Origin of the sequence: Henriciella mobilis (assembly GCF_003576285.1) — a bacterium.
In the GTDB taxonomy this organism is placed as follows: domain Bacteria; phylum Pseudomonadota; class Alphaproteobacteria; order Caulobacterales; family Hyphomonadaceae; genus Henriciella; species Henriciella mobilis.
In genome coordinates this window covers 681517-704602 of record NZ_QWFX01000006.1, presented here as the reverse complement: position 1 = coordinate 704602, position 23086 = coordinate 681517, and the positions used below count along the sequence as shown (strand labels likewise).

The following is a 23086-nucleotide window of genomic DNA, read 5'->3' as shown; positions in this document are numbered from 1 at the left end:
GGTAGCGCCCTGGCTGGGGTGGCGCTTCAGGCAAAGGAGGGCCAACCGATGAGTGTTGCCCGCGTTACAGAGATTACCGCCAGCGGAAAGTCGATCGAGAAGGCCATCGAGGAAGGCATCGAGCGCGCATCCGACACGCTGAAGAATGTCGAGCACGTCTGGGTGTCCGACATCAAGGCGCGCGTGAAGGATGGCAAGATCAACGACTATTACGTCACGATGAAAGTGACGTTCGTGCTGACCGACTAGGCGGATCCGCCAACGGGCCCTCGCCCTTTGAGAAACTCAGGGCGAGGGCCCCGCGCCTACTGGCCGCCAGTGATCGGCTCGCCGGTGAGGAACTCGCTCGGCTGCTCGAAGCAGTAGCCCCGCTGGATGACCCAGCTGGCGGGAAAGTCCGGCTGCACGAACACCATGTCGAACGTGCCCCAGTTCCAGCGCGCGTCGCCGGTCTCGGGGTCGGTGATCGCAAAATCGCAGCGCTCGACCGCGGCATGGTCGGGTTCGATCCAGATCCCGGAATAGGCCCCGCGGCCTTCGGTCTGGCCGGCCAGCCCTGTGACATAGCCAATGCCCAGCACATCACTGCCCTCGATCGGATAGGTCAGCACGGCGTGGCCTTCCGGCGTGTCATGGTCATAGACGACCTCGCCGATCGGCGTGTTCCACGCTTCGTCGGCCCCAGCCAATCCTGCGGCCAGGCCAGCCGCAAGGCCGGTAGCGATCAGAATTCGTTTCATGTGCGTCCCCTTTTCAAGTGATGGACAGCGCCCTCAGCCCTGAAGGCAATAAGTCAACGGATAGACAACATTAAGGCGGCGCACCTGGCGGCCATCGACCACTTTCGGCGCGAAGGTCATCGACCGGGCCGCCTCATAGGCCGACGCATTGAAGGCCGCCGACGAACAGGCCGTGAGGATGTCCTCCGGGACACCGGACGGCGTGACATCCATCATCGCATAGCACTGGGCCTCCAGGCCCATGCTCGCGGCTGATTGCGGATAGACCGGACGCGGCGGGGAGAGCGGCTGGTCGTCGCGCGCCACGACTTCGGTCGTGACCGGACCGCCGAGCAGCTCATCATCGGACATCGTCTTCTTCGCCACTTCCGCAAGACGCTGCTGCCAGCCATCGGGGTAGACGACCTCGGCAGGCGGCGCGCCGGCATGGCCGCACGCGGCAATCTTCCCGGCCAGCGAAACCGGGCCGGTCGCGGATGCAGACACCGCCGTGTCTGGCGCAGGCGGAGGCGTTGCACAAGCCGCCGCAAGAAGTCCGGTGGCGGCAAGGGCAGCGAGGGAAACGGGCTTCATGGGGACGGCCTAACATCATGGTTAACGAAAAACCGACCTTAGCAGCCCAGCCCGCGCCGCCAAGCCTGCCACGCGCCGTTTGGGCGCGGACGGCCTATTCTTCCTCAGGCGCCAGGCAGTACTGGACCGGGATGATGATGTCATCGGTCGCCGGAGTATCGGCGCCGTCGCCGGGCGTGAATTCCAGCGGGCCGATCATGGCGCGGGTCGCCTTGGCAAATTGCGGCAGCGTGCAATTGGTCATGATCTCTTCGGTCGCGCCGTCTTCATTGACGTCGAACATTACCTCGCAGACGCCCTCGACGCCGAGAACATTATAAAGCGCGGGATAATCCGGCGCGAGCGCTTCGGTCGGCACCGGCATGATGACGTCACCGCCGGGCATGTTGGCGGACTCGATACGCTCGTCCCAGCCGTCCGGGGTCTGCATGGTGACGGTCTTCGTGCCACCGCAGGCCTCGATGTCGGTATGCTGGCTCAGTACGGCTAGAACCTCACCGGTCAGCGGTTCGGCCAGGCGCTCATTCAGCGAGTCGACGGTTTCCTTGTTGAAGCCGTGATAATCCATGTCGGCCTTGGCCGTACCGGCGGCGAGCAGGCTGATGGACAGGACGGCGATGGAGGGGATGAGTTTCATAGGCGTGTCTCCTTGATTGCTCTTGGACCACGCCCCCTATCCTAACCACCCGCATAGGCCTTTGCCAAATCGGGGTCTTTTTCAGCCACCAGGTCGGCCAGGTCGGAGATCACCTTGGCCTGTTTCCAGGTCGCATCATCCTGCATCTTGCCGTCGAGCATGGCGACGCCGGTTCCGTCCGGCATGGCTTCAAGGATGCGGCGGGCGAACTTCACCTCATTCGGATCGGGCGAGAAGACGCGCTTGGCGATATCGATCTGGTTGGGGTGCAGCGACCAGGTGCCCGAACAGCCGAGCAGGAAGGCATTGCGGAACTGCTGCTCGCAGGCCGCGCTGTCGGAAATGTCGCCGAACGGGCCGTAAAAGGCATTGATCCCGGCCATGCGGCAGGCATCGACCATGCGCGCAATCGTGTAGTGCCAGGGGTCCTGCTGGGCGCTTTCGCGGGCCGAGCCGTCCTCGTTCGGATCGTCAATGACACGGTAGAAGGGGTGGCCGCCGCCAACGCGGGTCGTCTTCATCTTGCGGTCGGCGGCAAGGTCTGCCGGGCCAAGCGAGATGCCCTGCATGCGCGGGCTGGCGAGCGCGATCTCCTCGACCAGCGCCATGCCTTGCGCGGTTTCGAGAATGGCATGGAACAGGATCGGGCGCTTCAGGCCCGCCTTGGCTTCCAGCTGGGCGACATACTGGTCGGCGAAATGAATGTCCCACGGGCCTTCGACCTTGGGCAGCATGATGACATCAAGCTGGTGGCCAGCCTTCAGGACCAGTTCGGAGACATCATCCTGGAACCAGGGCGAGTTCAGCGGATTGACCCGGCTCCAGAAGCCGGTGCCCTTGCCTTGCCAGTCATACATATCCGCCATCTCGATGGCGCCGGCGCGGGCCGCATCCTTGGCGTCCGACGGGATCGCGTCTTCCAGATTGGCCAGGACCACATCAACGGTCGGCGCGATGTCCGGCACCTTGGCGCGCACCTTGTCGAGGTGCGAGGGCACGAAATGAATCATCCGCTCCAGCCGGACCGGCAGCTCGCGCATCGGTTCGGGTGCGCCGATCGCCAGTGGCTTGAAGAAATTCCGGGGTGTTTTCCGTGACATGCGCCTCTCCTCCTGCTTTTGCGGTGCAACATAGAGGAGCGCGTGGGCCGGTCAATCGGTTGACGCTACGCGAAGGCGCAGGACTTCAGGGCCGCGTGAAGCTGTAATGATTTTGCCGGAAGAAGGCCTCGTCATCCTGCGGCTTGATCATCTTGGTGATCTCGAAGGCGTGGTCACCGATGAGGTAGGTGTACTTGCAGGCGCCTGGCTCGTCATTCTCCTGGCATTCGGCCTGCGCGACCAGCATCAGGCCGTCTTCGGTCTTCATCCGGCGGATCAGGGTCTCATCGTTCAACCGGCGGCCATCGTCCGACACGGTAATCTCCGCGCGCCCGCCGGCCTGTTCATTGTCCGGGAAAGTGAAATGGAGCTCGAACGTCCGCTCGTTCTGACCGACCAGCAGTTCGACCGGCACGGTGACGTCGCTCTCGCCGTCGCGCGGATCGAGATAGGTCAGCTCGCCCTCCCAGTCATCTCCGACCAGGACGGCAAAGTCGTCAGGACTGGCCGTCGGCGCAAACGGAGCCTCCGTGCCGTTGCCCGAACTGGCATTGCCGCAGGCTGCCAGAAAGGCGAGCCCGGCGAGAGCCCATCGATTGCGCAACATGAAATCGTCCCTGCCCATCCCCTCATTTACGCATGAGGCGCGTCTGGGTTTCAATCCTCGGTCGGACGGCTTGCAGTTCGCTCGTAGGCCAGGGCGCTGCGAAAGAAGAGCGCGCAGCCATAGATCACCAGGCAGGCGGTGATGGCTTCCAGTCCCCAGAAGATGAGGCCGTGCACGTGCAGGGTGAACAGGACGAGCGTCACCAGGCTGAGCGCAAACGCGCCGGCGACTTCAGCGATGAGAATGGTGGCCGCAATGGCCTTGATGACGGCAAACATGGTGTCTCCAGTAAGCGGCAGTCGGACTGTCAGAAACAATAATATACGCGATCCCCGGCGCTGTGGGAGAGGCCGCGTGCAAAATCTCTTCAGCGCGCCAGCGGATGGGCCGTCTCCAGCAGTTCTGCCAGCTCGTCGGTGAGGACGTGTGTATAGATCTCGGTGGTGGAAATGTCGGCATGGCCGAGCAGCGTCTGGACGGATCGGAGATCGGCGCCGCCCTGCAGAAGGTGGGTCGCATAGGCATGACGCAGGGCATGCGGATGCACCCGGTCGGGGTCGAGTCCGGCGGCCAGGGCGAGGTCCTTCAGAAGCTGGCCGAGGCGCCGGCGCGTGAGATGGCCCTCCTTGCCGCGCGACGGAAACAGGTAGGCCGCCGCAGACTTCGCCTTCAGCGTGCCCTTGGGCAGGGTCTCCTCGCGCTGGGCCAGCCAGGCGAGGATGGCGTCGAGGGCAGGTGTGCCGAGCGGGCACAGCCGGTCTTTGCCGCCCTTGCCGCGGACGATGATGTCGCTGGTCTCCCAGCGCTCGCCGCGCCGGCGGGGCAGGTTGCCGAGTTTCAGGCTGACCAGTTCCGAGACCCGCAGCCCGGCGCCGTAGAGCAGCTCGACGAGGCAACGCAGGCGCATGTCATCGCCGCACGCCTCGATCAGGCGCGACATCTCTTCGCGCGAAAGTACATCGGGAATGTCGCGGCCAGCCTTCGGGCCTTCGAGTTTCGAGGTCGGGTCATCCTTGCGGTCGCCCTCCTCGAACAGGAAGCGGCAGAAGCGGCGGAGCGAGGACAGCTTGCGGGCCTGGCTGCGCGGGGCAAGGCCCTGATCGGCAAGCCAGCGCGCATAGCGGGCGACATCTTTCGCAGAGGCGCGGGTGAGCCGGCCCTCCAGAAATGACGAGGCATCGGCCAGGTCGCGGCCATAGGCATCGAGCGTATTGGCAGAGGCGCCGCGCTCGGCGCTCATCATTTCAAGAAAGGCATCGATGCGGGCGGCGTCACTCATCGCACCGAGTCTGGCGCGCAGATGCTTAATATCGCGCTTATGAAAACGGGCGCGACGTGGCCGCCGCGCCCGGATTTTGTAGCCTCCGGCCTGAACCAGACCGGAAATGGACTGGAATCGTACCCGAATCATACGGAAATCGTACTGTTTCTGGACTCCCGGGACGGGCAAATTTCCAACAGTGCGTCCCGGCTTACTCCGCCGGATTCTCCTCCGTCTTGTCGATCACCGGATGGCCATGATCCGGATCGTCATTCATCCGGTGCATGGCCAGAACGACACCCGACAGGGCGAGAATCGCGATCAGGTTCGGGAAGGCCATCGACGCATTTGAAATGTCGCCCAGCAGCCAGAGCCAGTCGGCAGAGGCAACGGTGCCGAGGAAGATGATCACGACCCAGATGTAGCGGAATGGGTGGGTCGCCCACTCGCCGACGAGATAGGTCGCCGCCTGTTCACCGTAATAGGACCAACCGATAATCGTTGTAAACGCGAAGAAAAACAACGCGATAGGCACAATGAACTCACCGCCCGGGAAGGCGGCGCCATAGGCCCGTGTCGTGATTGCGGCGGAGTTTGCATCCGTTTCCCAGGCATGGTCGACGGCAACCATGGACTTGTCGATCTCCGCCTGGAGTGCCGTCCAGGCCTCGCCGCCCTCGGCCTCGAGCGCGGTGACCTGTTCGACGGTCATCGACTGCAGCGCCGGAGGATGGGCGGCCTCGATGGCGATGTCCTCAAAGGTCACGCCCGATGCGCGGCACTCCTGCAGCCAGGCCGCGGCAACCGCCCCATTCTGGGCAATCGTCCGCTCGCGGCCTTCAGTATAGGCGCTTGGGAACAGGTCGCCCTCACCAAGGCTTTCAGGCAATGCGAAATCGGCTTCAATGCAGCTGTTCGCCGCCATCAGGGCCGGACTTTTCTTGAAGTCGCCAACCACGGTGAGAATGACCAGCGCGGTCATGGTGCAGATCACAATCGTGTCGATGAACACGCCGATCATGGCGATCTCGCCCTGCTGGACCGGGTTCTTGGTCCGGGCGGCCGCGTGCGCAATCGGGGCCGAGCCTTGACCGGCCTCGTTCGAGAACAGGCCGCGCGCGATACCGTAGCGAACCGCTTGCATGACCCCGTAACCAGCTGCGCCGCTCGCGGCTTCATGCCAGCCGAATGCATGGCTGAAGATTTCGCCGAAAGCGCCGGGCACCTTGTCGATATTGATAATCAGCACGATCAGCGCGGCCAGCACGTAGAGCCCCGCCATGACCGGCACCACTTTGCCGGCAAAGCTACCGATGGACTTGATGCCGCCGATGATGACGGCGAAGACCAGACCGGCCAGAACGAGCCCGATGGCCCACGGCGGAATGGACAGGCCGAGCGTCGATGAGCTCGTCTCGGTGACCGATTCCATGATCGAATTGGCCTGGATCGCGCCGCCTGTCGCCGCCGCCGAGAACAGCGTGCCGAGACAGAAGATGACCGCCAGCCAGCCCCAATGCTTTCCGAGGCCGTTCTTGATGTAATACATCGGGCCGCCATTGATGCGGCCGTATTCGTCGGTCTCACGATACTTCACGGCGAGCGAACTTTCCGAGAAGGCGAGCGCCATGCCGAAAATGGCCACGATCCACATCCAGAAGATCGCGCCCGGCCCGCCCAGCGTGATCGCCGTTGCGACGCCAGCAAGGTTACCCGTGCCGACCTGGCCCGACAGCGCTGTTGAAAGGGCCTGCCAGGGCGTGATCGCCCCGTCTTCGCCCTGTGCCTTGCGGCCCTGCCAGACTTCGACCAGCGCAGGCACGAAGCGGCGCAAGGGCCGCGCGCCGAGGCGGATCATCATGAACAGCCCGGTCCCAAGCAGGACAACGGCAAGCGGACCGATTTGGCCCGGAACGACGACGGCGTCGCCCCATGTGCCGCCCCAGATGAATCCGGCGACATTCTCGATGAGTGTGATGATATCCAAAGCTGGCCTCCCCGGCTCCCTGAAGCTCCTGTTGGGAGACCGACACTAGACGTGTTTTCGCCGCTGTGAAGCAGGACGGGGCAGATTTTACATCTGCCCCGTCCGTTGGTGATCGATTTTTGCCCGGATTCAGGTCAGGCGCTGAAACCTTCCCCGACACCAAAGTCGCGGCGCGCCGACACAATTGTCACAACAACACCGGCCAGCACATCGAGCAGGGTCATGATCATGATGATGAAGAAGACCGAGGTCGCGAAATTCGGCAGGAGCAGGAATTCGACCAGGCAGACGATGAAAAGGATCATCGAGATTGCGTGATTGATGATCGTCGCCGTGCCGGTCGAGGTCGATTTCAGGATTTCCATGAACAGGAGCGCGATCGAGAACAGGATCAGCATTTCCCCATTGGTGACCGCCCAGTTGACGCCGGAAATCATCGGCATGGTCAGCATCGGATTGTTGAGCAGGTCGAGGATCGGCGAGGCATTCGCGATCACGGCACTGTCGGGGTCGCCGGAGCCACCGAAAGGAAGCGCAATCAGGTTGTAGATGGCAACCGGAATGACCAGTAGCGGAAAAATACCGAGTAGCACACGCATGATGAATCCCCTGGCTGTTGTGGGACGGCGCTCAGCCGCCGCGCGTTTCTTGCGGTCCTCGGCTTGGGCGATTGCCGCCGCACCGAAGAATCCTTTCATACTCATGCCTAGCGTCCCCTTTCGCTGCTGTTAAGCACGAAGTTCTACATCAGAAGGCGCAAAGACGGCAGAATTCAGGTCAGGAAAGATACGGTCAGATTTCGTCCGCGCCTTCGGGATTCCGGCGGCGGCGGATCAGCCAGGTGACGCCGCGAAGGTCCGAGAGCGCCGCCCAGAGCCGCCCGAAATTCGTGTACTTGGACCGGCCCGCGCCACGCTCACGGTGATTTACGTCCATGTATTCAACGTCATAGCCATCGGCCCGGACGAGCGCCGGCATGTAACGGTGCATGTGATCAAAATAGGGAAGCGCCAGGTAAACCTCGCGCTTGAGAACCTTGATGCCACAGCCGCTGTCATCGCAATCGTCGCGCAACATGCGCTTGCGAATCGAATTGGCAAAGCGCGAACCGAACCGCTTCCAGGCGGTATCCTTGCGGCTCGCCCGGCGGCCCATCACCATGGCGAGCTTTTCCGGCGCATCCTGCCGCGTCAGGGCGCGGTAAAGGTCTGGCAGATCGGCCGGGTCGTTCTGGCCATCGCCGTCAAGCGTGCCCACCACCCGTCCGCGGGCCGCCTGAACACCGGTCCGGATGGCACGGCTCTGGCCGGCATTCTTGCGGTGGCTGAGGATGCGCAGCGCCGGAAAGGTTTCCTTCAGCGCAGCGAGTTCAGAGCGGGTCTCATCGGTTGAAGCGTCGTCGACGAAGATCATTTCGTAGGCGCGTCCATCCAGCGCTGTCGCGATCTCGCGGGCCAGCGCTTCGACATTTCCGGATTCGTTATGCACCGGTACGACAACGGAGAATTCTAGCGTTTCTGCCACGGCTTCTGGCCTCCCGCGGAGGATCTTGGGGTCTGACTGGTGGCCCTCTTTAAGCGCTTCGCCGGAAAAGCGAAACCATGGAAAGCCGCGCCGACTGCCAGTGCCCGTGTCAAAGCGCAGCGTTTCGGCTAGACGGGCGAAGATGGCCAGCCCGACCGACCTGCCGATTGAGCCGCTGCTTGCAGACATCTGCGAGGCCGTTCGCATGCGCCGGCGCCTGGTGCTGGCCGCCCCGCCCGGGGCCGGCAAGACGACGCGTGTCCCGCTGGCGCTGGCCGGTCTGATCGACGGGTTCAAGGCCCTGCCCGGCAAAGTGGTCATGCTTGAACCGAGACGCCTTGCCGCGCGGATGGCGGCTGAACGCATGGCCGCGACTCTGGGCGAAAAGACAGGCGGGCGGATCGGCCTTGCGACCCGGATCGAACGCAAGGTTTCGAAAGACACCGTCGTTGAAGTGATTACGGACGGCCTGTTCACGCGCCGGCTGCTCGCGGATCCGACGCTGGAGGGCGTTTCGGCCGTGATCTTCGACGAAATCCACGAGCGCAGCCTGAATGCCGATCTCGGCCTCGCGCTGGCCCTGGAAACACAAGCCGTGTTTCGCGACGACCTGCACCTCATCGCCATGTCCGCCACGCTGGACACTGAGAAGGTCGCCGCGAAACTGGACGCGCCCGTGATCGAAAGTCAGGGCCGGCAATACCCGGTCGAGACGAAGTATCTCGGCCGAACGCGAGAGCGGATCGAAGACCAGATGGCCGCCGCGATCGACAAGGCCGTGCGCGTCGAGACGGGCTCGATCCTTGCCTTCCTGCCAGGGGCGGGCGAGATCAGGCGGACCGCCGAGCGGCTTGGCAGCCTGCCGGGCGGTGTCACCGTCCACCCGCTTTTTGGCGCGCTCTCACCCAAGGAACAGGATGAAGCCGTCCAGCCTGCGCCAGATGGCCATCGCAAGGTTGTGCTCGCAACCGACATTGCCGAAAGCGCGCTGACAATTGATGGCGTCCATGTCGTCGTCGATTCCGGTCTTGCTCGCGTGCCGGAATTCGACCCAGCCAGCGGGACGCAGGTGCTGCGCACCATCCGGGCAGCGCGGGCCAATGTCGACCAGCGGCGCGGGCGGGCCGGCCGGCTCGGCCCCGGCGTCTGCTACCGCCTCTGGGACGAGGAAGAGACACGCGGGCTGATTGCTGCGCCATCGCCGGAAATCCTGAATGCGGACCTTTCGGGGCTGATGCTGTCCCTGGCCGAGTGGGGCGAAGACGACCCGTACCGGCTGACCTGGCTGGATGCGCCGCCCAAAGGCCGCATCGAAGCGGCACGCGAGGCCCTTACCGCCTATGGCGCACTGGACGGCGCCGGCAAGCTCACCGCCCGGGGCAAGCGCATGGCCGCGCTACCGCTGGACCCGAACTATGCCAGCTTAATCGCGAGCGCGGACACCGAGGGCGAACAGGCACTCGCTGCCGAGATTGCAGCGCTGGCCAGCGAGCCCGGCATCGGCGGCAGCTCGGCCAATCTCCTGGACCGGCTGGCAGGTTTCAGACGCGATAACAGCCCGCGCGCGAAGGCGCTGAAGCAGCAGGCACGCCGCTGGGCCGGGAACGCTGAGGCGACTGGCGATCCGGCAATACTCCTGGCGAAGGCGTGGCCCGGACAGATCGCAAGGCGGCGCGATGGATCGCAGACAAGTTACTTGCTGGCAAATGGCCGGGCTGGCGAACTCGCGGCCGACTCGGCGCTGGCCAAGGCGCAGTGGATCGTCGTGGCGGATATGGTCGGCGCAGCCGGCCGGGCGCGGATCACGCTCGCAGCACCGATTGCCGAACAGGATGTCCTCGCCCTTCATCCCCCCGTCACCGCAGAATGGGCCAGTTTCGAACCGGCATCCCGCAGCTTCAAGGGCCGCCGCGTGAAGGCCATTGGCCGGATCGTGCTCTCCGAGACACCTTTGCCGCAGCCCTCCGGCGATGTGGCGCGGGCCGCTTTTATCGAATTCGTGCAACAGGAAGGGTTTGAAGCCGCGGGCCTGGGTCAGCCCGTGCAGACATTTCTCTCGCGGCTGCGTCTGCTGCATGAGGCTTTCGGCGAAGACTGGCCCGCCCCATCCGAGGCGGAACTCGCCGCCAGCGCTGATGACTGGCTGGCTCCGTCTCTGGGTGGCGGCACGTTCCGGATGCCGTCGGACGGCGCGGTGCTGAACGCGCTGAAACAGTCCCTTGGCTGGCCGAAGGCGCAGGAGATCGACGATCTTACGCCATCGTCCATTCCTTTGCCCTGCGGGCGGAATGCGCCGGTCGACTATCTTGATGACAATGCCCCGCTGGTCGAGGCGAAGGCACAGGAGCTCTTTGGGCTGACCCGGCAGCCTACCATTGCGGGCGGGCGCTTGCCGGTCACACTGCAACTTCTTTCGCCTGCCGGCCGCCCGATCGCGGTGACGAAAGATATAGCGGGTTTCTGGGCGGGCGGTTATCGCGACATGGCGAAGGATATGCGCGCCCAATATCCCAAACATGACTGGCCCGACGACCCGGCCACGGCAAAGCCACATGCGGGCATGACCAAAAAACGGCTCGGCAAATAGGCGGTGCTCTCGTGCCGCTGTTCTGGTTTCTATATCCAGAAAAAACCCCGGCTCGCCTGAGCCGGGGTCCTTATTGTCGATTTTTGGTGATCAATCAGATCACTGGCAGGCGAGGCACTCGTCATAGTCGGTCTTGGGGACCTCCATGCCTTGCGCCTTTTCCTTGTCGGCTGCGCCAGCCCAGCTGGCCCGCTGGACGGATTTGGAACGGCAGTAATAGAGCGACTTCAGGCCCTTCTCCCAAGCCGACCAGTGCAGCATGTGCAGGTCCCACTTGTCGATGTCGGCCGGCAGGAAGACGTTGAGCGACTGGCTCTGGCAGATATAGGGCGTACGGTCCGCGGCCAGCTCGATGATCCAGCGCTGGTCGAGCTCGAAGGCGGTCTTGAAGACAGCTTTTTCATGCTCGTCGAGCGCGTCGAGATGCTGGACCGACCCCTCATTCTCCAGAATGGATGACCAGACCTCTTCGGTGTTCAGGCCCTTCTGCTCTAGAACACGCTCCAGCTGCGGGTTCTTCACGGTGAAGGAGCCGGACAGCGTCTTGTGCGTGTAGACGTTTGCCGGGATCGGCTCGATGCCAGCCGAGGTGCCGCCGCAGATGATGGAGATCGATGCGGTCGGTGCCACGGCCATCTTGTGGCTGAAGCGCGCCATCATGCCCGCGTCCCGGGCGTCCTCGCAGGGGCCGCGCTCCTTGGCGAGCTTGACCGAAGCCTGGTCGGCGCCAGCACGGATGTGCTTGAACATCTTCTCGTTCCAGACCTTTGACATGGCGCTTTCCATCGGCACGTTCATGGTCTGCAGGAAGGAGTGGAAGCCCATCAGGCCGAGGCCGACAGACCGCTCGCGCTTGGCCGAATAGACCGCGCGGGCCATCTCGTCCGGCGCGCGCTCGATGAAGTCCTCAAGGACGTTATCAAGGAAGCGGTAGATGTCTTCCAGGAAGTTCTCGTCTTTCGACCATTCGAGGAATTTCTCGGCATTGACCGAAGACAGGCAGCAGACCGCCGTGCGATCCTCGCCCTTGTGGTCGACACCGGTCGGCAGGGTGATTTCCGAGCACAGGTTCGACTGGCGGACCTTGAGGCCGAGCTTGCGCTGGTGCGCCGGCATGGCGTTGTTCACGGTATCGGTGAAGAGCAGGTAGGGCTCGCCAGTCTGGATGCGCAGCTCAAGGATCTTCTGCCAGATCTTGCGGGCATTCACCTTGCGCAGCACGTCGCCATTCTTGGGCGAGCGCAGGCCGAACTCTTCATCATTGCGGACCGCTTCCATGAACTCATCGGTGATGTTGATACCATGGTGCAGGTTGAGGGACTTGCGGTTGAAGTCGCCCGACGCCTTGCGGATTTCGAGGAACTCCTCGATTTCCGGGTGGTGGATGTCGAGATAGCAGGCTGCCGAGCCACGGCGCAGTGAGCCTTGGCTGATCGCGAGCGTCAGCGAGTCCATCACGCGGATGAACGGGATGATGCCGGAGGTCTGCCCGTTCTGGCCGACTTTCTCACCGATGGAGCGGACATTTCCCCAATAGGTGCCGATGCCGCCGCCATTCGAGGCGAGCCAGACATTCTCCGTCCAGGTCTCAACGATATCATCGAGCGAATCGCCAACCTGGTTGAGGAAGCACGAGATCGGCAGGCCGCGATCGGCGCCGCCATTCGACAGGACGGGCGTCGCCGGCATGAACCAGAGGCGCGAGATATAGTCATAGATGCGCTGGGCGTGATCCTGATCGTCGGCGAAAGCCTTCGCGACGCGGGCAAACATGCCCTGATAGGTCTCACCCGGCAGGAGATAGCGATCTTCGAGCGTCTTCTTGCCGAACTCGGTCAGCAGCGCATCGCGCGAATTATCAATCGTGATTTCGATGTCCGAAACCAGCTTCAATTCAGGACGCGCCTGACCCTTCGGCTTACCCCGGCGAAGGCTGGCTTTCGTGGTGGTGGCAGCATTGCTCGCAGACATCGTCTAACCTCTTCATCGGCCCGTTAAATATAGGGATGATGCCCCTGAAGCGCCATATATCCGGTGCCTCAGCCCTTCCCCAATACTAGATATAGTGTTCCCAAGGTTAATGCTTGGTCAATGGGGCACACGGAAGATTCAGCACCTAAGCGGTGGAAAACGGGTAAAGCGAACGTTAACACGCCGCCGCCACGCCCACCATGATTGACATTCTGTCATGCACAGAAATGCACCGGCCTGTGGATGGCCGCGCAAAGAAAAAAATCAGGGTGAATTTGTTTCGGTGCCGGACTCATCGGGAATCGATGCGAATCGGGTCTCAGGGAAGAGATTTGCGAGCGACTGATTCCATTTGAAGAGCTCCGGCCAGTTCTCCCCTTCATTCGACATCAGCCCCAGACGGACGATGACGAGGTCGCGGGACGGCACCACGAAAATCGTCTGGCCCTCATGGCCCTCGGCGGCGAAGCTGTCCCAGGGCGGGGCGTTCCGCTTCTGATAGGGCGGAACGGGGTCCGCACCGCGCGTCGTGATCCACCAGCCAGCCCCGTAGACATTGGCATCCGTGTCATCGGGGTCCGTGCGGGAAAAGTCGACCCAGCCTTCAGGCAGGAGCCGCTCGCCCTCCCAGACACCGTCGCGCAGATAGAGGTATCCAAACTTCGCGAAGTCCCGCGCCGAGGCCCAGACCAGCGAGCCGCCGAGATACGTCCCCGCCGAATCGAATTCTGGCTGGGCATCCATGCCGAGGGGCTCGAAGAGCAGAACGTTAAGGAGCTCGCCAGAATAGATCTTGCTATATTGGAGTTCGACCGAGTGATTGATAAGGCGCTCTCGAAACTCTGCGTCCCACTGTTCTGCAAGCGCATCCTTCATTCCCTGACCAAGCTCAAACGATCCTGAAATTTGCTGCAGCGCCCGTCCGAGCAGGTGATACCCCGCCGTCGAATAATTCCAGACCGTGCCTGGCGCGTGGATCAGCGGCAGCTCATCCACTATATATTGTGTCACGTCGAACCGGCCGGGCCCATACATCATCTGGATGACGTCATTCTCCGCCATGCTGGTTGCGCCTATCTCCAGATAGTCCAGCCCGTCGGTCATGGTCAGCCACTGGCGCCAGGTGATTTCGCTGCGCGGATCGTCCGCCTCGAAAGGCGAGGGCATCGGCACATCGATATCTTCGATCAGGCCGAGCTGGACCGCGCGGCCCGTCAGTGCCGAGGTGACCGACTTCGCCATGCTCCAGGACACCTGTTTCGTCTCCGGCCCGAAGCCGTCGCGATAGGCTTCGAGCACCAGCTTGCCGCGATGGATAATCACCACGGCCCGCGTCTCGCCCATCACATCGCTGAGCTCGCGCGTCATCACTTCGTCGATTTGCGCCCGAACATCATCCGCGATCTCGGCCGGCAGCTCGCCCTGCTCCCAGCCCTCGGTCGGCCAGGCAAGCCCGTCGGGCTGCGGCGGAAGCGGCACGAGGGGCTGGGCGGTGGCAGGCAGAATGGTGGCTAAAGCGAGCGCGAGGCTCGCCAGCAACCGCTTTTGACCAAGCCGGAATCGGCCATATCCCTTGCCCATCATACCGCGTCTCCCTATCCCTTTTATCGCTGAGGGCAGATTAGGGGCGTGTGATGAAGCTCGTCAAAGTGTTTGCGGTGATTGCCGTCGTGCTCGCGATCGGCGCGGGGATCGGCTGGCAGGTCTGGCTCAAGGACCAGGTCGCCTATGCCAAGGTCGCCACGGCCTACGGCGCCAAGATGGTCTGCTCCTGCCGCTTTGTGGCCGGGCGCGAGATGGACAGCTGCATGCAGGATTTCACTGTCGATATCAGCGCCGTCACAGTCTCGGAAGAAGAAGATACGATCACGGCCAGCGTCCTCGGCGGCGCGATCAAATCGAGGGCCGCCTTCGAAGACGGTCTCGGCTGCGCGCTGGTACACGACTGACGTCTGCGGTCAGGGCAGGATGGGCTCGCCGCCAAAAGCATCCGTGTAGGCGGGCTTCAGCTCGCTTTCGAAGGCTTCGTAGCTGACGCCAACCTCGTAGACGCCTTCGGCATAGGCGCCGACTTCATACGGCGCAAAATGATAGATCATGCCACCAGACCTGGCCGGATCGGACGATCGGGCGAAAGTAAACCCCTGGAACACGCTCTCATTGCCCTCGAAGGCCGGGCCGACCCAGGCCGTCATCATTTCATTTTCGCTGATCCCCGTCCCCTCCAGCCGGATGCGTTTCTGTTCCAGAAGGCCGTCCTTCAGGGCGAGGGTCATGGCTGCACGCGCCGCTTGCGGGTCATCGAAGAGGTCCTCGAAAGTGACCAGCACATTGTCGACGCGGTCCCAGTTGAGGACATCGAAGAGAACATTCGGATGCGCGCCGCCCGTATAGGTCGCATAGGTCCCGAGATAGGCGGCGAGACGACCCTCGCGCGGGCCGACCTCGATCCACTTCACGTCGAGCGAGTGCGGCCGGAAGTCATAACCTTTTTCCGCAGCCTCGGCCTTGTCGGCTTCGGCAGTGGCGATGAAGGCCTCGGTCCCGCGATTGGCACGGCTTCGGATCTCATCGCCAAGGTCGGGATGAAGTGTATCGAGGTCCTTGGGCAGGCTGATATCGATCGTCGCGGCCTGTTCACCGTTCACGATCGCAACTTGTGGCGAGGAATTGAACAGCTCGTCCGTACTCGCCGCCGTGCCTTTTGCATTGGTCTGCGTGTCTGGCTCGGCAAGCTCGGACGGTGATGAAGGAAGCTGTTCGGCCCCACAGGCCGCGACGGCGAACGCCGCAATTAATCCTGACCAGCGAACCACGTAACTACCCACCATTGCTGTTTCTTCAGCTGTTATAGACTCAAAAGTTCGGGGTCACCACCTTGGGCTGTTATATTGTTGGTTAATACACGCTCTGCCGCAAATCGTAGCAAATAGTGCGGTCCGCCTGCCTTCGGGCCGGTCCCCGACAGGCCCTCGCCGCCAAAGGGCTGCACGCCGACAACGGCCCCCGTCATGGAGCGATTGATGTAGGTGTTGCCTGCATGAACCACCGCGCGCACCTTCCGGGCGAAACTCTCAAGCCGCGAATGGACTCCGAGCGTCAGCCCGTAGCCTTTCGCCTGCAGCGCTGCGCCCACCTTGTCGATATCGTCCGGGTCGTAACGGATAATATGCAGGACCGGGCCGAACGTCTCCTTTTCGATCTGGTCCAGGCTGCTGAGCTCGATGATGGCGGGGCCGAAGAAGTGCCCGCCATCCGGCGCATCCATTTGCTTGAGAAGTGTCGCTTCGCCTTTCATGCGCGCAACATAGCTGGTCAGCATCTCGTGCGCTTCGGCGTCGATGACCGGTCCGACATCGGTATCGGCGTGGCCGGGATGACCCAGCTTCAACTCGTCCATGGCACCCTTGAGACCGTCGATCAGCAGGTCAGCGGTGTCATTCGGCAGGAACAGGATGCGCAGCGCCGAACAGCGCTGCCCGGCCGAGCCGAAGGCCGAGACCAGCACATCGTCAATCACCTGTTCACGCAGCGCGGTGGTATCGACGAACATCGCGTTCAAGCCACCCGTCTCCGCGATGAACGGAATGATCGGTCCAGGCCGGTCGGCCAGCGTCCGGTTAATCAGCCGCGCCGTGTCGGTCCCGCCGGTGAAGCAGACGCCGGAAACACGCGGATCCGCTGTCAGCTTTGCACCGACCGTTTCGCCGCGTCCCGGCAGCAGGTGTAGCGCCTCGCCCGGCAGGCCAGCGGCCTGGAACAGGCGCACGGCCTCATAGGCGACCAGCGGCGTCTGCTCGGCCGGTTTGGCGATGACCGTATTGCCTGCGCCCAATGCGGCTGCGATCTGCCCGGTGAAAATGGCCAGCGGGAAGTTCCAGGGCGAGATGCAGGCAAAGACGCCCCGGCCATGCAGAGAGATATGGTTTGTCTCGCCCGCCGGTCCCGGCAGTCGCGTCTGTCCTTCGAATTTCTCTTCGGCCTGGACGGCATAATAGCGGCAAAAATCGACGGCCTCGCGCACTTCGGCGACACCATCGCCGAACGTCTTGCCACCTTCCTGGGCCATCAGGGCGCAAAGCCGGTCCATATTGTTTTCGAGCGCATCGCCCATGGCAGCGAGAATCCGCGCGCGAGCCGCACCGCCGCACTTGTCCCACTCCGGCTGGAAGCGGACAGCCGCATCAAGCGCCGCATCGACATCGGCCTCGCTGGCTTCGAGCACCGTGCCCAGCGTGCACGACAGGTCGAAGGGGGGCGAGACGGGCTGGCCACCCGCTGTCTTTGGTTTGCCGGAGACGATCGGCCCCGCTTCCAGCGCCGGGCCCGTTTCCAGCTTGGCGACATTCTGCTCGAGCACATCGCGCTCGCCAGCCTGTGAAAGATCCACGCCGACCGAGTTACGGCGAAGCGGCCCGTAGAGACGCGGCGGCGTCGGGATGCGCGGATGCCGCCGCGGTCCTGCCTCAACCTTGGCAATCGGATCGTCGACGACCTTCTCGACCGGCACATCCGGATCAAGGAAAGAGTGAACGAAGCTCGTATTGGCGCCGTTCTCCAGCAGCCGGCGAACGAGATAGGGCAACAGGTCCTTGTGCGCGCCAACTGGCGCGTAGACGCGGACCTTGCCGCCTTTTTCGGCCGCGCCATAGAGCGGCTCACCCATGCCATGCAGGCGCTGGAACTCGTAATTCGTGACGCCTTCATCCTCCGCCATCATCAGGATCGCCGCCAGCGAATGAGCATTGTGCGTTGCGAACTGGGGATAAAGGCGCGGGCTCGCCCGTAGCAGGGCGTGGGCACAGGAAAGATAATTGAGGTCAGTGCCCGGCTTGGTGGTGAAGACGGGGAAGTTGACCATGCCCTCTTCCTGAGCGTGCTTGATCTCGGTGTCCCAGTAAGCCCCCTTCACGAGCCGCACCATGAGCCGCGTGCCGGTCTCGCCAGCGAGCTTTGACAGTCGTTCGATCACTTCACTCGCGCGCTTCTGATAGGCTTGCACGGCGAGGCCTAGTCCCTGCCAACCTTTCAGCGCAGGCTCTCGCATCAGGCGTTCGAGCAGCTTCAGCGAGATGACCAGCCGGTCGGCTTCCTCGGCATCGATGCAGAGATTGATGTTGTGCTTGGCCGCCTCTTCGGTGAGGGCGAGGAGCTTTGGATAAAGCTCGTCCATCACACGGGCCTGATTGACGGCTTCATAGCGCGGATGGAGTGCCGACAGCTTGACGGAGATGCCGTTCTTCTCTTCGGGCGCGTATTTCGGATCGCCATCCGCACCGACGGCCTTGATGGCGTCCATATAGGCGGTGAAGTAACGTTCGGCGTCCTCGCTCGTGCGGGCGCCTTCGCCCAGCATGTCAAAGCTGAAATTTGCCGCGTCGCCATCCTTGATCATGTGCCGACCGCGCTTCAGCGCTTCTTTAACGGTGCGCCCGAGGACGAACTGCTCACCCATGATCCGCATGGCCTGCAGCATCGCCGTCCTGATGACGGGTTCGCCGCTCTCGCGGATGAGGTTGTGCAGGAAGGTCGCCGGCCCCTTGCGGGCATCCTCCGGCGGGCCGATCACCCGGCCGGTCAGCATCAGCCCCCAGGTCGACGCATTGACCAGCCAGCTGTCCGACTGGCCGGAATGCGCGCCCCAGTCGCCGGACCGGATCTTCTCGGCAATCAGCTCGTCCCGCGTTTCGGCGTCAGGCACGCGCAGCAGCGCTTCGGCAAGGCACATCAGCGCGAGGCCCTCGGCATTGGAGAGGCCGAACTCCTCAAGGAAGCTCTCCATCATGCCTTTCGGCCGACCGGCCGCGCGGGCTTTTTCCACAAGTTCCCGCCCGCGCCGTACCGAGGCGGTCCTTGCCCGCTCATCGAGCGGAAAGGATTTCAGAATGTCCGCAACGAGGGCTTCCTCATCGGCGAACTTTCGGGCATCCAGCGTATCCCAGCTGCTTTCGGCTGTGTTTCCAAAGTCTGGCATGGTTGTGCTCCCTGCTCGAACCTGCTGCACTCTCGTTATAATTACAATCTTCCCGCAGGTTTACGCCCGCTGGAATGCGCCTAAAAGTGTCGCGCTGCGGACAGCTGCAAGGAGACCCGATGCGTATCATGCTCATTACCGATGCCTGGGAACCTCAGGTGAACGGTGTCGTACGCACGATGAAACGGGTGATCGCTGAATGCGAGGCCATGGGGCATGAGTGGGAAGTCGTATCGCCTGCCGACGGCTTCACGACCATCCCGCTGCCAACGTATAGCGAAATCCGCCTGGCCCTGTTCGCGCGCAAGGCCATTTCCGAACGGTTTGAAAGCTTCCAGCCCGATGCCGTCCATATCGCGACAGAGGGCACGCTGGGCCTCGCCGGCCGCGCCATGTGCCTGAAGGAAAAGCACCCCTTCTCGACCTCCTATCATACGCGTTTCCCGGAATACGTCTCTGCGCGGTTTCCCATCCCGACGGCCTGGGGGTATGGCTTCGTGCGTTGGTTCCACAAATATTCCGGCAAGGTGATGGTCGCGACGCCATCCATGCGAAAGGAGCTGGAAGATCACGGCTTCAACAATGTCGTCTCATGGACGCGCGGCGTGGATGTCGACCTGTTCCACCCATCGCGGCGCATCGAGGAAGGCCAGCCAGGTGACCCGTTCGAGGGCCTGCCGCGTCCCATCTTCCTGAATGTCGGCCGTGTCGCGGTCGAGAAGAATATCGAAGCCTTCCTGAAACTCGACCTGCCCGGCTCGAAAGTCGTTGTCGGCGAAGGCCCGCAGCTTGAAGAGCTGAAACGGAAATACCCGAAGGTGAAATTCCTCGGCGCGAAGTTCGAGGAAGAGCTTGCCACCTGTTTTGCGAGCGCTGACGTCTTCTGCTTTCCAAGCCTGACCGACACGTTCGGCCTCGTCATCCTGGAAGCCATGGCCGCCGGCACACCGGTCGCCGCCTATGATGCGCCAGGCCCGCGCGATATCATTCCCGGTTCCAATGCCGGCGTCATCGGCGAGGACCTGCAGCAGGCTTGTGTCGATGCGCTGAAGCTCAGCCGCGAAACGGCGCGGACCTATGCCGAGGGCTATAGCTGGAAAGCGTGCGCTGAGGCCTTTATCGAGAACCTTGATCCGCTGCCGGTGCCGGAACGCAAACGCTTCTGGCAAAAGATCCGCCTGCGCCGGCGCAAGAAGAAACCGCCCGTGGAAACGCCGCCAGAGGCTTAGCCCTGCTGCCTAGCTGTCAGCGCCCATCGGGATCATGGCGAGGGCATGCTGGCGCTCGGCTTCGCGCTCTTCGGCCGAAAGCGGAATAAGCCCCTTTTCCACCAGGTAACCCGTCGGACCCCAGGCGTCTTCCTGGGTGAACTCGCTGACGAAGCCCTCGATGCCCGGCACGAGCGGGAGGTTCTGCTTTTTCACGTAGAAGAACATGGAGCGGGAAATGCCATACCGGCCGCTGGCAATTTGCTCGAAGGTCGGATCGGTGCCCTCGATATGCGCGCCTTTGAGACGGTCGAGATTCTGCTCCAGGAAGGAGTAGCCCATGATGCCGATGCTGTCGGGATTCTTCATCAGGGTCTGGACAATGGCCGTGTCGTTCTCGCCGGAATCGATCCATTTGCCGTCCATCCGGATGGTGGTGGCGCGCTTGGCAAAGAGGGCCGCGTCCGTTTCCTTCAGCGCGGCGACTTCTGGAATTTCCTCAGCGCCGCCTTCCATGGCCAGCTCGGCAAAAGCATCACGCGTACCTGAGGTTGGCGGTGGACCGGAAACGAGGATCGGCATGTCCGGCAAATGGTCTGCGACGTCCTTCCAGGTCTGGTGCGGATTCTTCATCCAGCCGCCCTGGCCGTCCGGGATCTGTTCGGCCAGCGCCAGGAAAATCTCCGCCTTGGTGAGGTCAAGCTCCGGCGAGCCTTTCGCATTGGCAAGGACGATGCCGTCATAGCCGATTTTCACCTCGACGATCTCGGTAATACCGGCCTTGCGGCAAAGCTCGATCTCGGAGGGTTTGACCGGGCGGGAGGCATTGGAGATCGATGGCTGGTCCGGTCCGATCCCCTGGCAAAATGCCTTGAAGCCGCCGCCCGTACCGGTCGTCTCCACGATCGGCGTCGGAAATTCTGAAATCGCCCCGAACTGTTCGGCGACCGTGGTCGAGAAGGGGGCAACCGTTGAGGAGCCGACAATCTTGATCTTCTGGTCTGGCGACGCTGCAAAGACAGGTGGGGCGCCGCTCTGGGCATCGATCTGCGAGAGGTCGACCTCGGGTGCACACGCGGCAGCGGTGAATGCGAGGCTGAGCAGGGCGAGAAGAGACCGCATGAAGAGCACCTTCCTGAACTTCAAGTCAGCCTCAATTATCGAAGTTTTGTGACAGTCAGATGTGAGCCGACCGGTTTTCTGCATTCGCGGTGTCATCAAGCCCTATGGCGGTTCCGAACCCGAAGCGGCGGCAGACCTTGACCAGCCGCTCACTGTCAGCTGGCGGGCCGCTCAGGAAAACGCGCCCGCCCGGCATCTCAGTCGCTGCTCGTCCATCGACCTGGCGAAATAGCACCCGCAGCGTCTGACGGGCTATGGCTGCGCCGGAGTCGATATATCTGACCGGGCGCGGCGCTGCCGCCGCAAGCTGATCGCGCACCAGCGGAAAATGTGTGCAGGCCAGCACGATGGTATCCAGCTGGTCACCGCCTTCTGCCTCGAAAAGCGGGCGCTGCGCCTCCGCGAAACCGTTGGCATCGTAGGGCTCACCTGCGGCGTGGGCTTCGGCAAGGCGGACAAGTTCGATGCTGCCGTGCAGGATCACGCTGACATGGCTGGCAAAATCGCGAATAAGGTCTGCCGTGTACTGGCGCCGGATTGTGCCAGGCGTCGCAAGCAGGCCGATAACGCCGGACTGGCTCTCCGCCGCAGCAGGCTTGATCGCCGGGACCGTGCCGACCACCGGGATGGACAGCGCCGCGCGCACCTGGTCCAGCGCCAGCGTACTCGCCGTGTTGCACGCGATCACGAAGACATCCGGGCGTGCGGCATCGACCAGCCGTGAGGCGATCTCGGGCAGACGCTCGCGCAGCGCTGCATCGGATTTGTCGCCATAGGGAAAGAAGCCTGTATCGGCAGCGTAATCGACCGCGATGCCGGGCGCCCGCGCCATGATCTCACGCGCCACAGTCAGGCCGCCCATGCCAGAATCGAAGACCAGCACGCGGCCAGCCTCAGGCACGGGCACAATGCGGCTCGACAGGATGGTTTCGTTCGGCATCAGTGCGAGACCTCCGGTTCGCAGACCATAGGATGCTTCGCTTCAGGCGTTAATATGGCGTTGGCGCGGCATCTGCCTCGCCCCGGACCACGGCCCGGCAGGCGCTCAAAATGCTGCACCCGCGAAGGCCCAAGGGTGACGCTTGCGCAAAAAGCTTGAAAAAGCGCTCAATAAAAGCTATGTTGCACTGCAGCATACGCGCAAAGGAGCGCCTTTGATGACGACCGCCGAAGCAAAACTCAATCCGATCGACCTCTGGACCGAGTCCCTTGCGGCATGGACAGATCTCAGCCGCAGCGCTGGTGAAGCCTGGCTCGAGACCGTCCTTTCCATGCATCCGGACTCCGAAAAGACGACCTCGGAAGACCTGACCCGCGATGTCTTCCGCAAGCTGGCAGATCTCAACCTGCAGCACTGGGAAAATACGGCAAAGGTCCTCGACGCCATGCCGAGCTGGATGCGCTGGCCGCAGACCGTGCCGGGCGGCGTGGTGACCGACTGGTTCGACCAGGTGCGCCGCAATGGGCCGCAAGTCGACTTCACGACTATGTTCGACATGTCGAAATTCATGCCGGAGGCGGCAGGCGACGTGCTTCGCCGTCCGACAGGCATCGAGGCGCCGGATGGCAGTCCGGACGACTTAACCCGCATCAAGGGAATCGGCCCGAAACTGTCCAAGACGCTGAACGATCTAGGCATTTACCACTTCCGGCAGATCGCTGCCTGGGAAGAGCCCGAAGCCAAGTGGGTCGATGACTTCCTCGCCTTCAAGGGCCGGGTGGCTCGTGAGCAGTGGGTCGAGCAGGCGCAGAAGTTCATGTCGAACGGCGCGCTGCACTAAGCCGCCGCAAAAGG

The 23086-nt window shown here is 62.8% G+C and carries 21 protein-coding genes; 5 read left to right on the top strand and 16 right to left on the bottom strand.

The genetic code is table 11. The features are described from left to right. Window positions 1-48: 48 nt before the first annotated feature. The gene (locus tag D1223_RS08295) at window positions 49-249 is read left to right on the top strand and encodes a dodecin family protein (RefSeq protein WP_119375921.1); all 201 of its coding nucleotides are present in this window, start codon (window positions 49-51) and stop codon (window positions 247-249) included. 56 nt (window positions 250-305) lie between these two features. On the opposite strand, the gene D1223_RS08290 is transcribed toward D1223_RS08295, so the two are convergent. The 10 genes from D1223_RS08290 to D1223_RS08245 all read right to left on the bottom strand — a co-directional run bounded on the left by D1223_RS08290 (window position 306) and on the right by D1223_RS08245 (window position 8429). Continuing rightward, window positions 306-740 (bottom strand): hypothetical protein, encoded by a 435-nt coding sequence (locus D1223_RS08290; RefSeq protein ID WP_119375920.1) that lies wholly within the window; start codon window positions 738-740, stop codon window positions 306-308. Window positions 741-773: 33 nt separating this feature from the next. Then, window positions 774-1313, bottom strand: coding sequence for an energy transducer TonB (locus D1223_RS08285; protein WP_119375919.1), 540 nt, complete (start codon window positions 1311-1313; stop codon window positions 774-776). Window positions 1314-1407: 94 nt separating this feature from the next. Next, window positions 1408-1950 carry an energy transducer TonB gene (locus D1223_RS08280; protein WP_119375918.1) on the bottom strand — a complete coding sequence of 181 codons (543 nt, stop codon included), beginning with the start codon at window positions 1948-1950 and terminating at the stop codon, window positions 1408-1410. Window positions 1951-1991: 41 nt separating this feature from the next. Next, on the bottom strand, window positions 1992-3050 hold the full coding sequence (locus D1223_RS08275) for an HpcH/HpaI aldolase/citrate lyase family protein (RefSeq protein ID WP_119375917.1): 1059 nt from the start codon (window positions 3048-3050) through the stop codon (window positions 1992-1994). A gap of 85 nt (window positions 3051-3135) precedes the next feature. Then, on the bottom strand, window positions 3136-3657 hold the full coding sequence (locus tag D1223_RS08270) for a hypothetical protein (RefSeq protein WP_147372727.1): 522 nt from the start codon (window positions 3655-3657) through the stop codon (window positions 3136-3138). Between the two features lie 50 nt (window positions 3658-3707). Then, a complete protein-coding gene (locus D1223_RS08265) occupies window positions 3708-3935 on the bottom strand; it encodes a hypothetical protein (RefSeq protein WP_119375915.1) in 228 nt (75 codons plus the stop codon). 89 nt (window positions 3936-4024) lie between these two features. Then, window positions 4025-4936, bottom strand: coding sequence for a tyrosine recombinase (locus D1223_RS08260; protein WP_119375914.1), 912 nt, complete (start codon window positions 4934-4936; stop codon window positions 4025-4027). A 193-nt stretch (window positions 4937-5129) separates the two neighbouring features. Next, complete coding sequence (locus tag D1223_RS08255; protein ID WP_119375913.1) at window positions 5130-6905, bottom strand: alanine/glycine:cation symporter family protein; 1776 nt, start codon at window positions 6903-6905, stop codon at window positions 5130-5132. Between the two features lie 134 nt (window positions 6906-7039). Next, window positions 7040-7609: a hypothetical protein gene (locus tag D1223_RS08250; protein ID WP_233353089.1), complete on the bottom strand. Its 570-nt coding sequence runs from the start codon at window positions 7607-7609 to the stop codon at window positions 7040-7042. Window positions 7610-7697: 88 nt separating this feature from the next. Continuing rightward, on the bottom strand, window positions 7698-8429 hold the full coding sequence (locus D1223_RS08245; protein WP_119375912.1) for a glycosyltransferase family 2 protein: 732 nt from the start codon (window positions 8427-8429) through the stop codon (window positions 7698-7700). A gap of 142 nt (window positions 8430-8571) precedes the next feature. Here D1223_RS08245 and hrpB point away from each other — a divergent pair, with 142 nt between their 5' ends. Further along, entirely contained in the window at window positions 8572-11016 is a 2445-nt protein-coding gene (gene hrpB, locus D1223_RS08240; RefSeq protein WP_119375911.1) for an ATP-dependent helicase HrpB, read from the top strand. A 99-nt stretch (window positions 11017-11115) separates the two neighbouring features. Here the strand turns inward: hrpB and D1223_RS08235 are convergent, their stop codons facing one another. Beyond that, entirely contained in the window at window positions 11116-12987 is a 1872-nt protein-coding gene (locus D1223_RS08235) for a ribonucleoside-diphosphate reductase subunit alpha (protein ID WP_119375910.1), read from the bottom strand. Between the two features lie 264 nt (window positions 12988-13251). Next, entirely contained in the window at window positions 13252-14571 is a 1320-nt protein-coding gene (locus tag D1223_RS08230; protein ID WP_119375909.1) for a serine hydrolase domain-containing protein, read from the bottom strand. Between the two features lie 50 nt (window positions 14572-14621). Here D1223_RS08230 and D1223_RS08225 point away from each other — a divergent pair, with 50 nt between their 5' ends. Beyond that, the gene (locus D1223_RS08225) at window positions 14622-14936 is read left to right on the top strand and encodes a hypothetical protein (RefSeq protein WP_119375908.1); all 315 of its coding nucleotides are present in this window, start codon (window positions 14622-14624) and stop codon (window positions 14934-14936) included. 9 nt (window positions 14937-14945) lie between these two features. Here the strand turns inward: D1223_RS08225 and D1223_RS08220 are convergent, their stop codons facing one another. Both D1223_RS08220 and putA read right to left on the bottom strand, forming a co-directional pair. Then, on the bottom strand, window positions 14946-15818 hold the full coding sequence (locus tag D1223_RS08220; RefSeq protein ID WP_119375907.1) for a DUF3298 and DUF4163 domain-containing protein: 873 nt from the start codon (window positions 15816-15818) through the stop codon (window positions 14946-14948). Window positions 15819-15835: 17 nt separating this feature from the next. After that, window positions 15836-18961 (bottom strand): bifunctional proline dehydrogenase/L-glutamate gamma-semialdehyde dehydrogenase PutA, encoded by a 3126-nt coding sequence (gene putA, locus D1223_RS08215; RefSeq protein WP_119375906.1) that lies wholly within the window; start codon window positions 18959-18961, stop codon window positions 15836-15838. A gap of 119 nt (window positions 18962-19080) precedes the next feature. Between putA and D1223_RS08210 the strand changes: the two genes are divergently transcribed. Then, window positions 19081-20190: a glycosyltransferase family 4 protein gene (locus D1223_RS08210; RefSeq protein ID WP_119375905.1), complete on the top strand. Its 1110-nt coding sequence runs from the start codon at window positions 19081-19083 to the stop codon at window positions 20188-20190. A 9-nt stretch (window positions 20191-20199) separates the two neighbouring features. On the opposite strand, the gene D1223_RS08205 is transcribed toward D1223_RS08210, so the two are convergent. Beyond that, a complete protein-coding gene (locus D1223_RS08205) occupies window positions 20200-21315 on the bottom strand; it encodes a substrate-binding domain-containing protein (protein WP_233353088.1) in 1116 nt (371 codons plus the stop codon). Window positions 21316-21346: 31 nt separating this feature from the next. Continuing rightward, window positions 21347-22231: a glutamate racemase gene (gene murI / locus D1223_RS08200; RefSeq protein ID WP_119375904.1), complete on the bottom strand. Its 885-nt coding sequence runs from the start codon at window positions 22229-22231 to the stop codon at window positions 21347-21349. A gap of 217 nt (window positions 22232-22448) precedes the next feature. Between murI and D1223_RS08195 the strand changes: the two genes are divergently transcribed. Beyond that, on the top strand, window positions 22449-23072 hold the full coding sequence (locus D1223_RS08195) for a hypothetical protein (protein WP_147372725.1): 624 nt from the start codon (window positions 22449-22451) through the stop codon (window positions 23070-23072). Window positions 23073-23086: the final 14 nt, after the last annotated feature.

Coding starts and splice junctions, on each gene's coding strand:
- D1223_RS08295 (WP_119375921.1), top strand. CDS start 49: ATGAGTGTTGCCCGCGTTACAGAGATTACCGCCAGCGGAAAGTCGATC.
- D1223_RS08290 (WP_119375920.1), bottom strand. CDS start 740: ATGAAACGAATTCTGATCGCTACCGGCCTTGCGGCTGGCCTGGCCGCA.
- D1223_RS08285 (WP_119375919.1), bottom strand. CDS start 1,313: ATGAAGCCCGTTTCCCTCGCTGCCCTTGCCGCCACCGGACTTCTTGCG.
- D1223_RS08280 (WP_119375918.1), bottom strand. CDS start 1,950: ATGAAACTCATCCCCTCCATCGCCGTCCTGTCCATCAGCCTGCTCGCC.
- D1223_RS08275 (WP_119375917.1), bottom strand. CDS start 3,050: ATGTCACGGAAAACACCCCGGAATTTCTTCAAGCCACTGGCGATCGGC.
- D1223_RS08270 (WP_147372727.1), bottom strand. CDS start 3,657: ATGTTGCGCAATCGATGGGCTCTCGCCGGGCTCGCCTTTCTGGCAGCC.
- D1223_RS08265 (WP_119375915.1), bottom strand. CDS start 3,935: ATGTTTGCCGTCATCAAGGCCATTGCGGCCACCATTCTCATCGCTGAA.
- D1223_RS08260 (WP_119375914.1), bottom strand. CDS start 4,936: ATGAGTGACGCCGCCCGCATCGATGCCTTTCTTGAAATGATGAGCGCC.
- D1223_RS08250 (WP_233353089.1), bottom strand. CDS start 7,609: ATGAGTATGAAAGGATTCTTCGGTGCGGCGGCAATCGCCCAAGCCGAG.
- hrpB (WP_119375911.1), top strand. CDS start 8,572: ATGGCCAGCCCGACCGACCTGCCGATTGAGCCGCTGCTTGCAGACATC.
- D1223_RS08235 (WP_119375910.1), bottom strand. CDS start 12,987: ATGTCTGCGAGCAATGCTGCCACCACCACGAAAGCCAGCCTTCGCCGG.
- D1223_RS08230 (WP_119375909.1), bottom strand. CDS start 14,571: ATGATGGGCAAGGGATATGGCCGATTCCGGCTTGGTCAAAAGCGGTTG.
- D1223_RS08225 (WP_119375908.1), top strand. CDS start 14,622: ATGAAGCTCGTCAAAGTGTTTGCGGTGATTGCCGTCGTGCTCGCGATC.
- D1223_RS08220 (WP_119375907.1), bottom strand. CDS start 15,818: ATGGTGGGTAGTTACGTGGTTCGCTGGTCAGGATTAATTGCGGCGTTC.
- putA (WP_119375906.1), bottom strand. CDS start 18,961: ATGCCAGACTTTGGAAACACAGCCGAAAGCAGCTGGGATACGCTGGAT.
- D1223_RS08210 (WP_119375905.1), top strand. CDS start 19,081: ATGCGTATCATGCTCATTACCGATGCCTGGGAACCTCAGGTGAACGGT.
- murI (WP_119375904.1), bottom strand. CDS start 22,231: ATGCCGAACGAAACCATCCTGTCGAGCCGCATTGTGCCCGTGCCTGAG.
- D1223_RS08195 (WP_147372725.1), top strand. CDS start 22,449: ATGACGACCGCCGAAGCAAAACTCAATCCGATCGACCTCTGGACCGAG.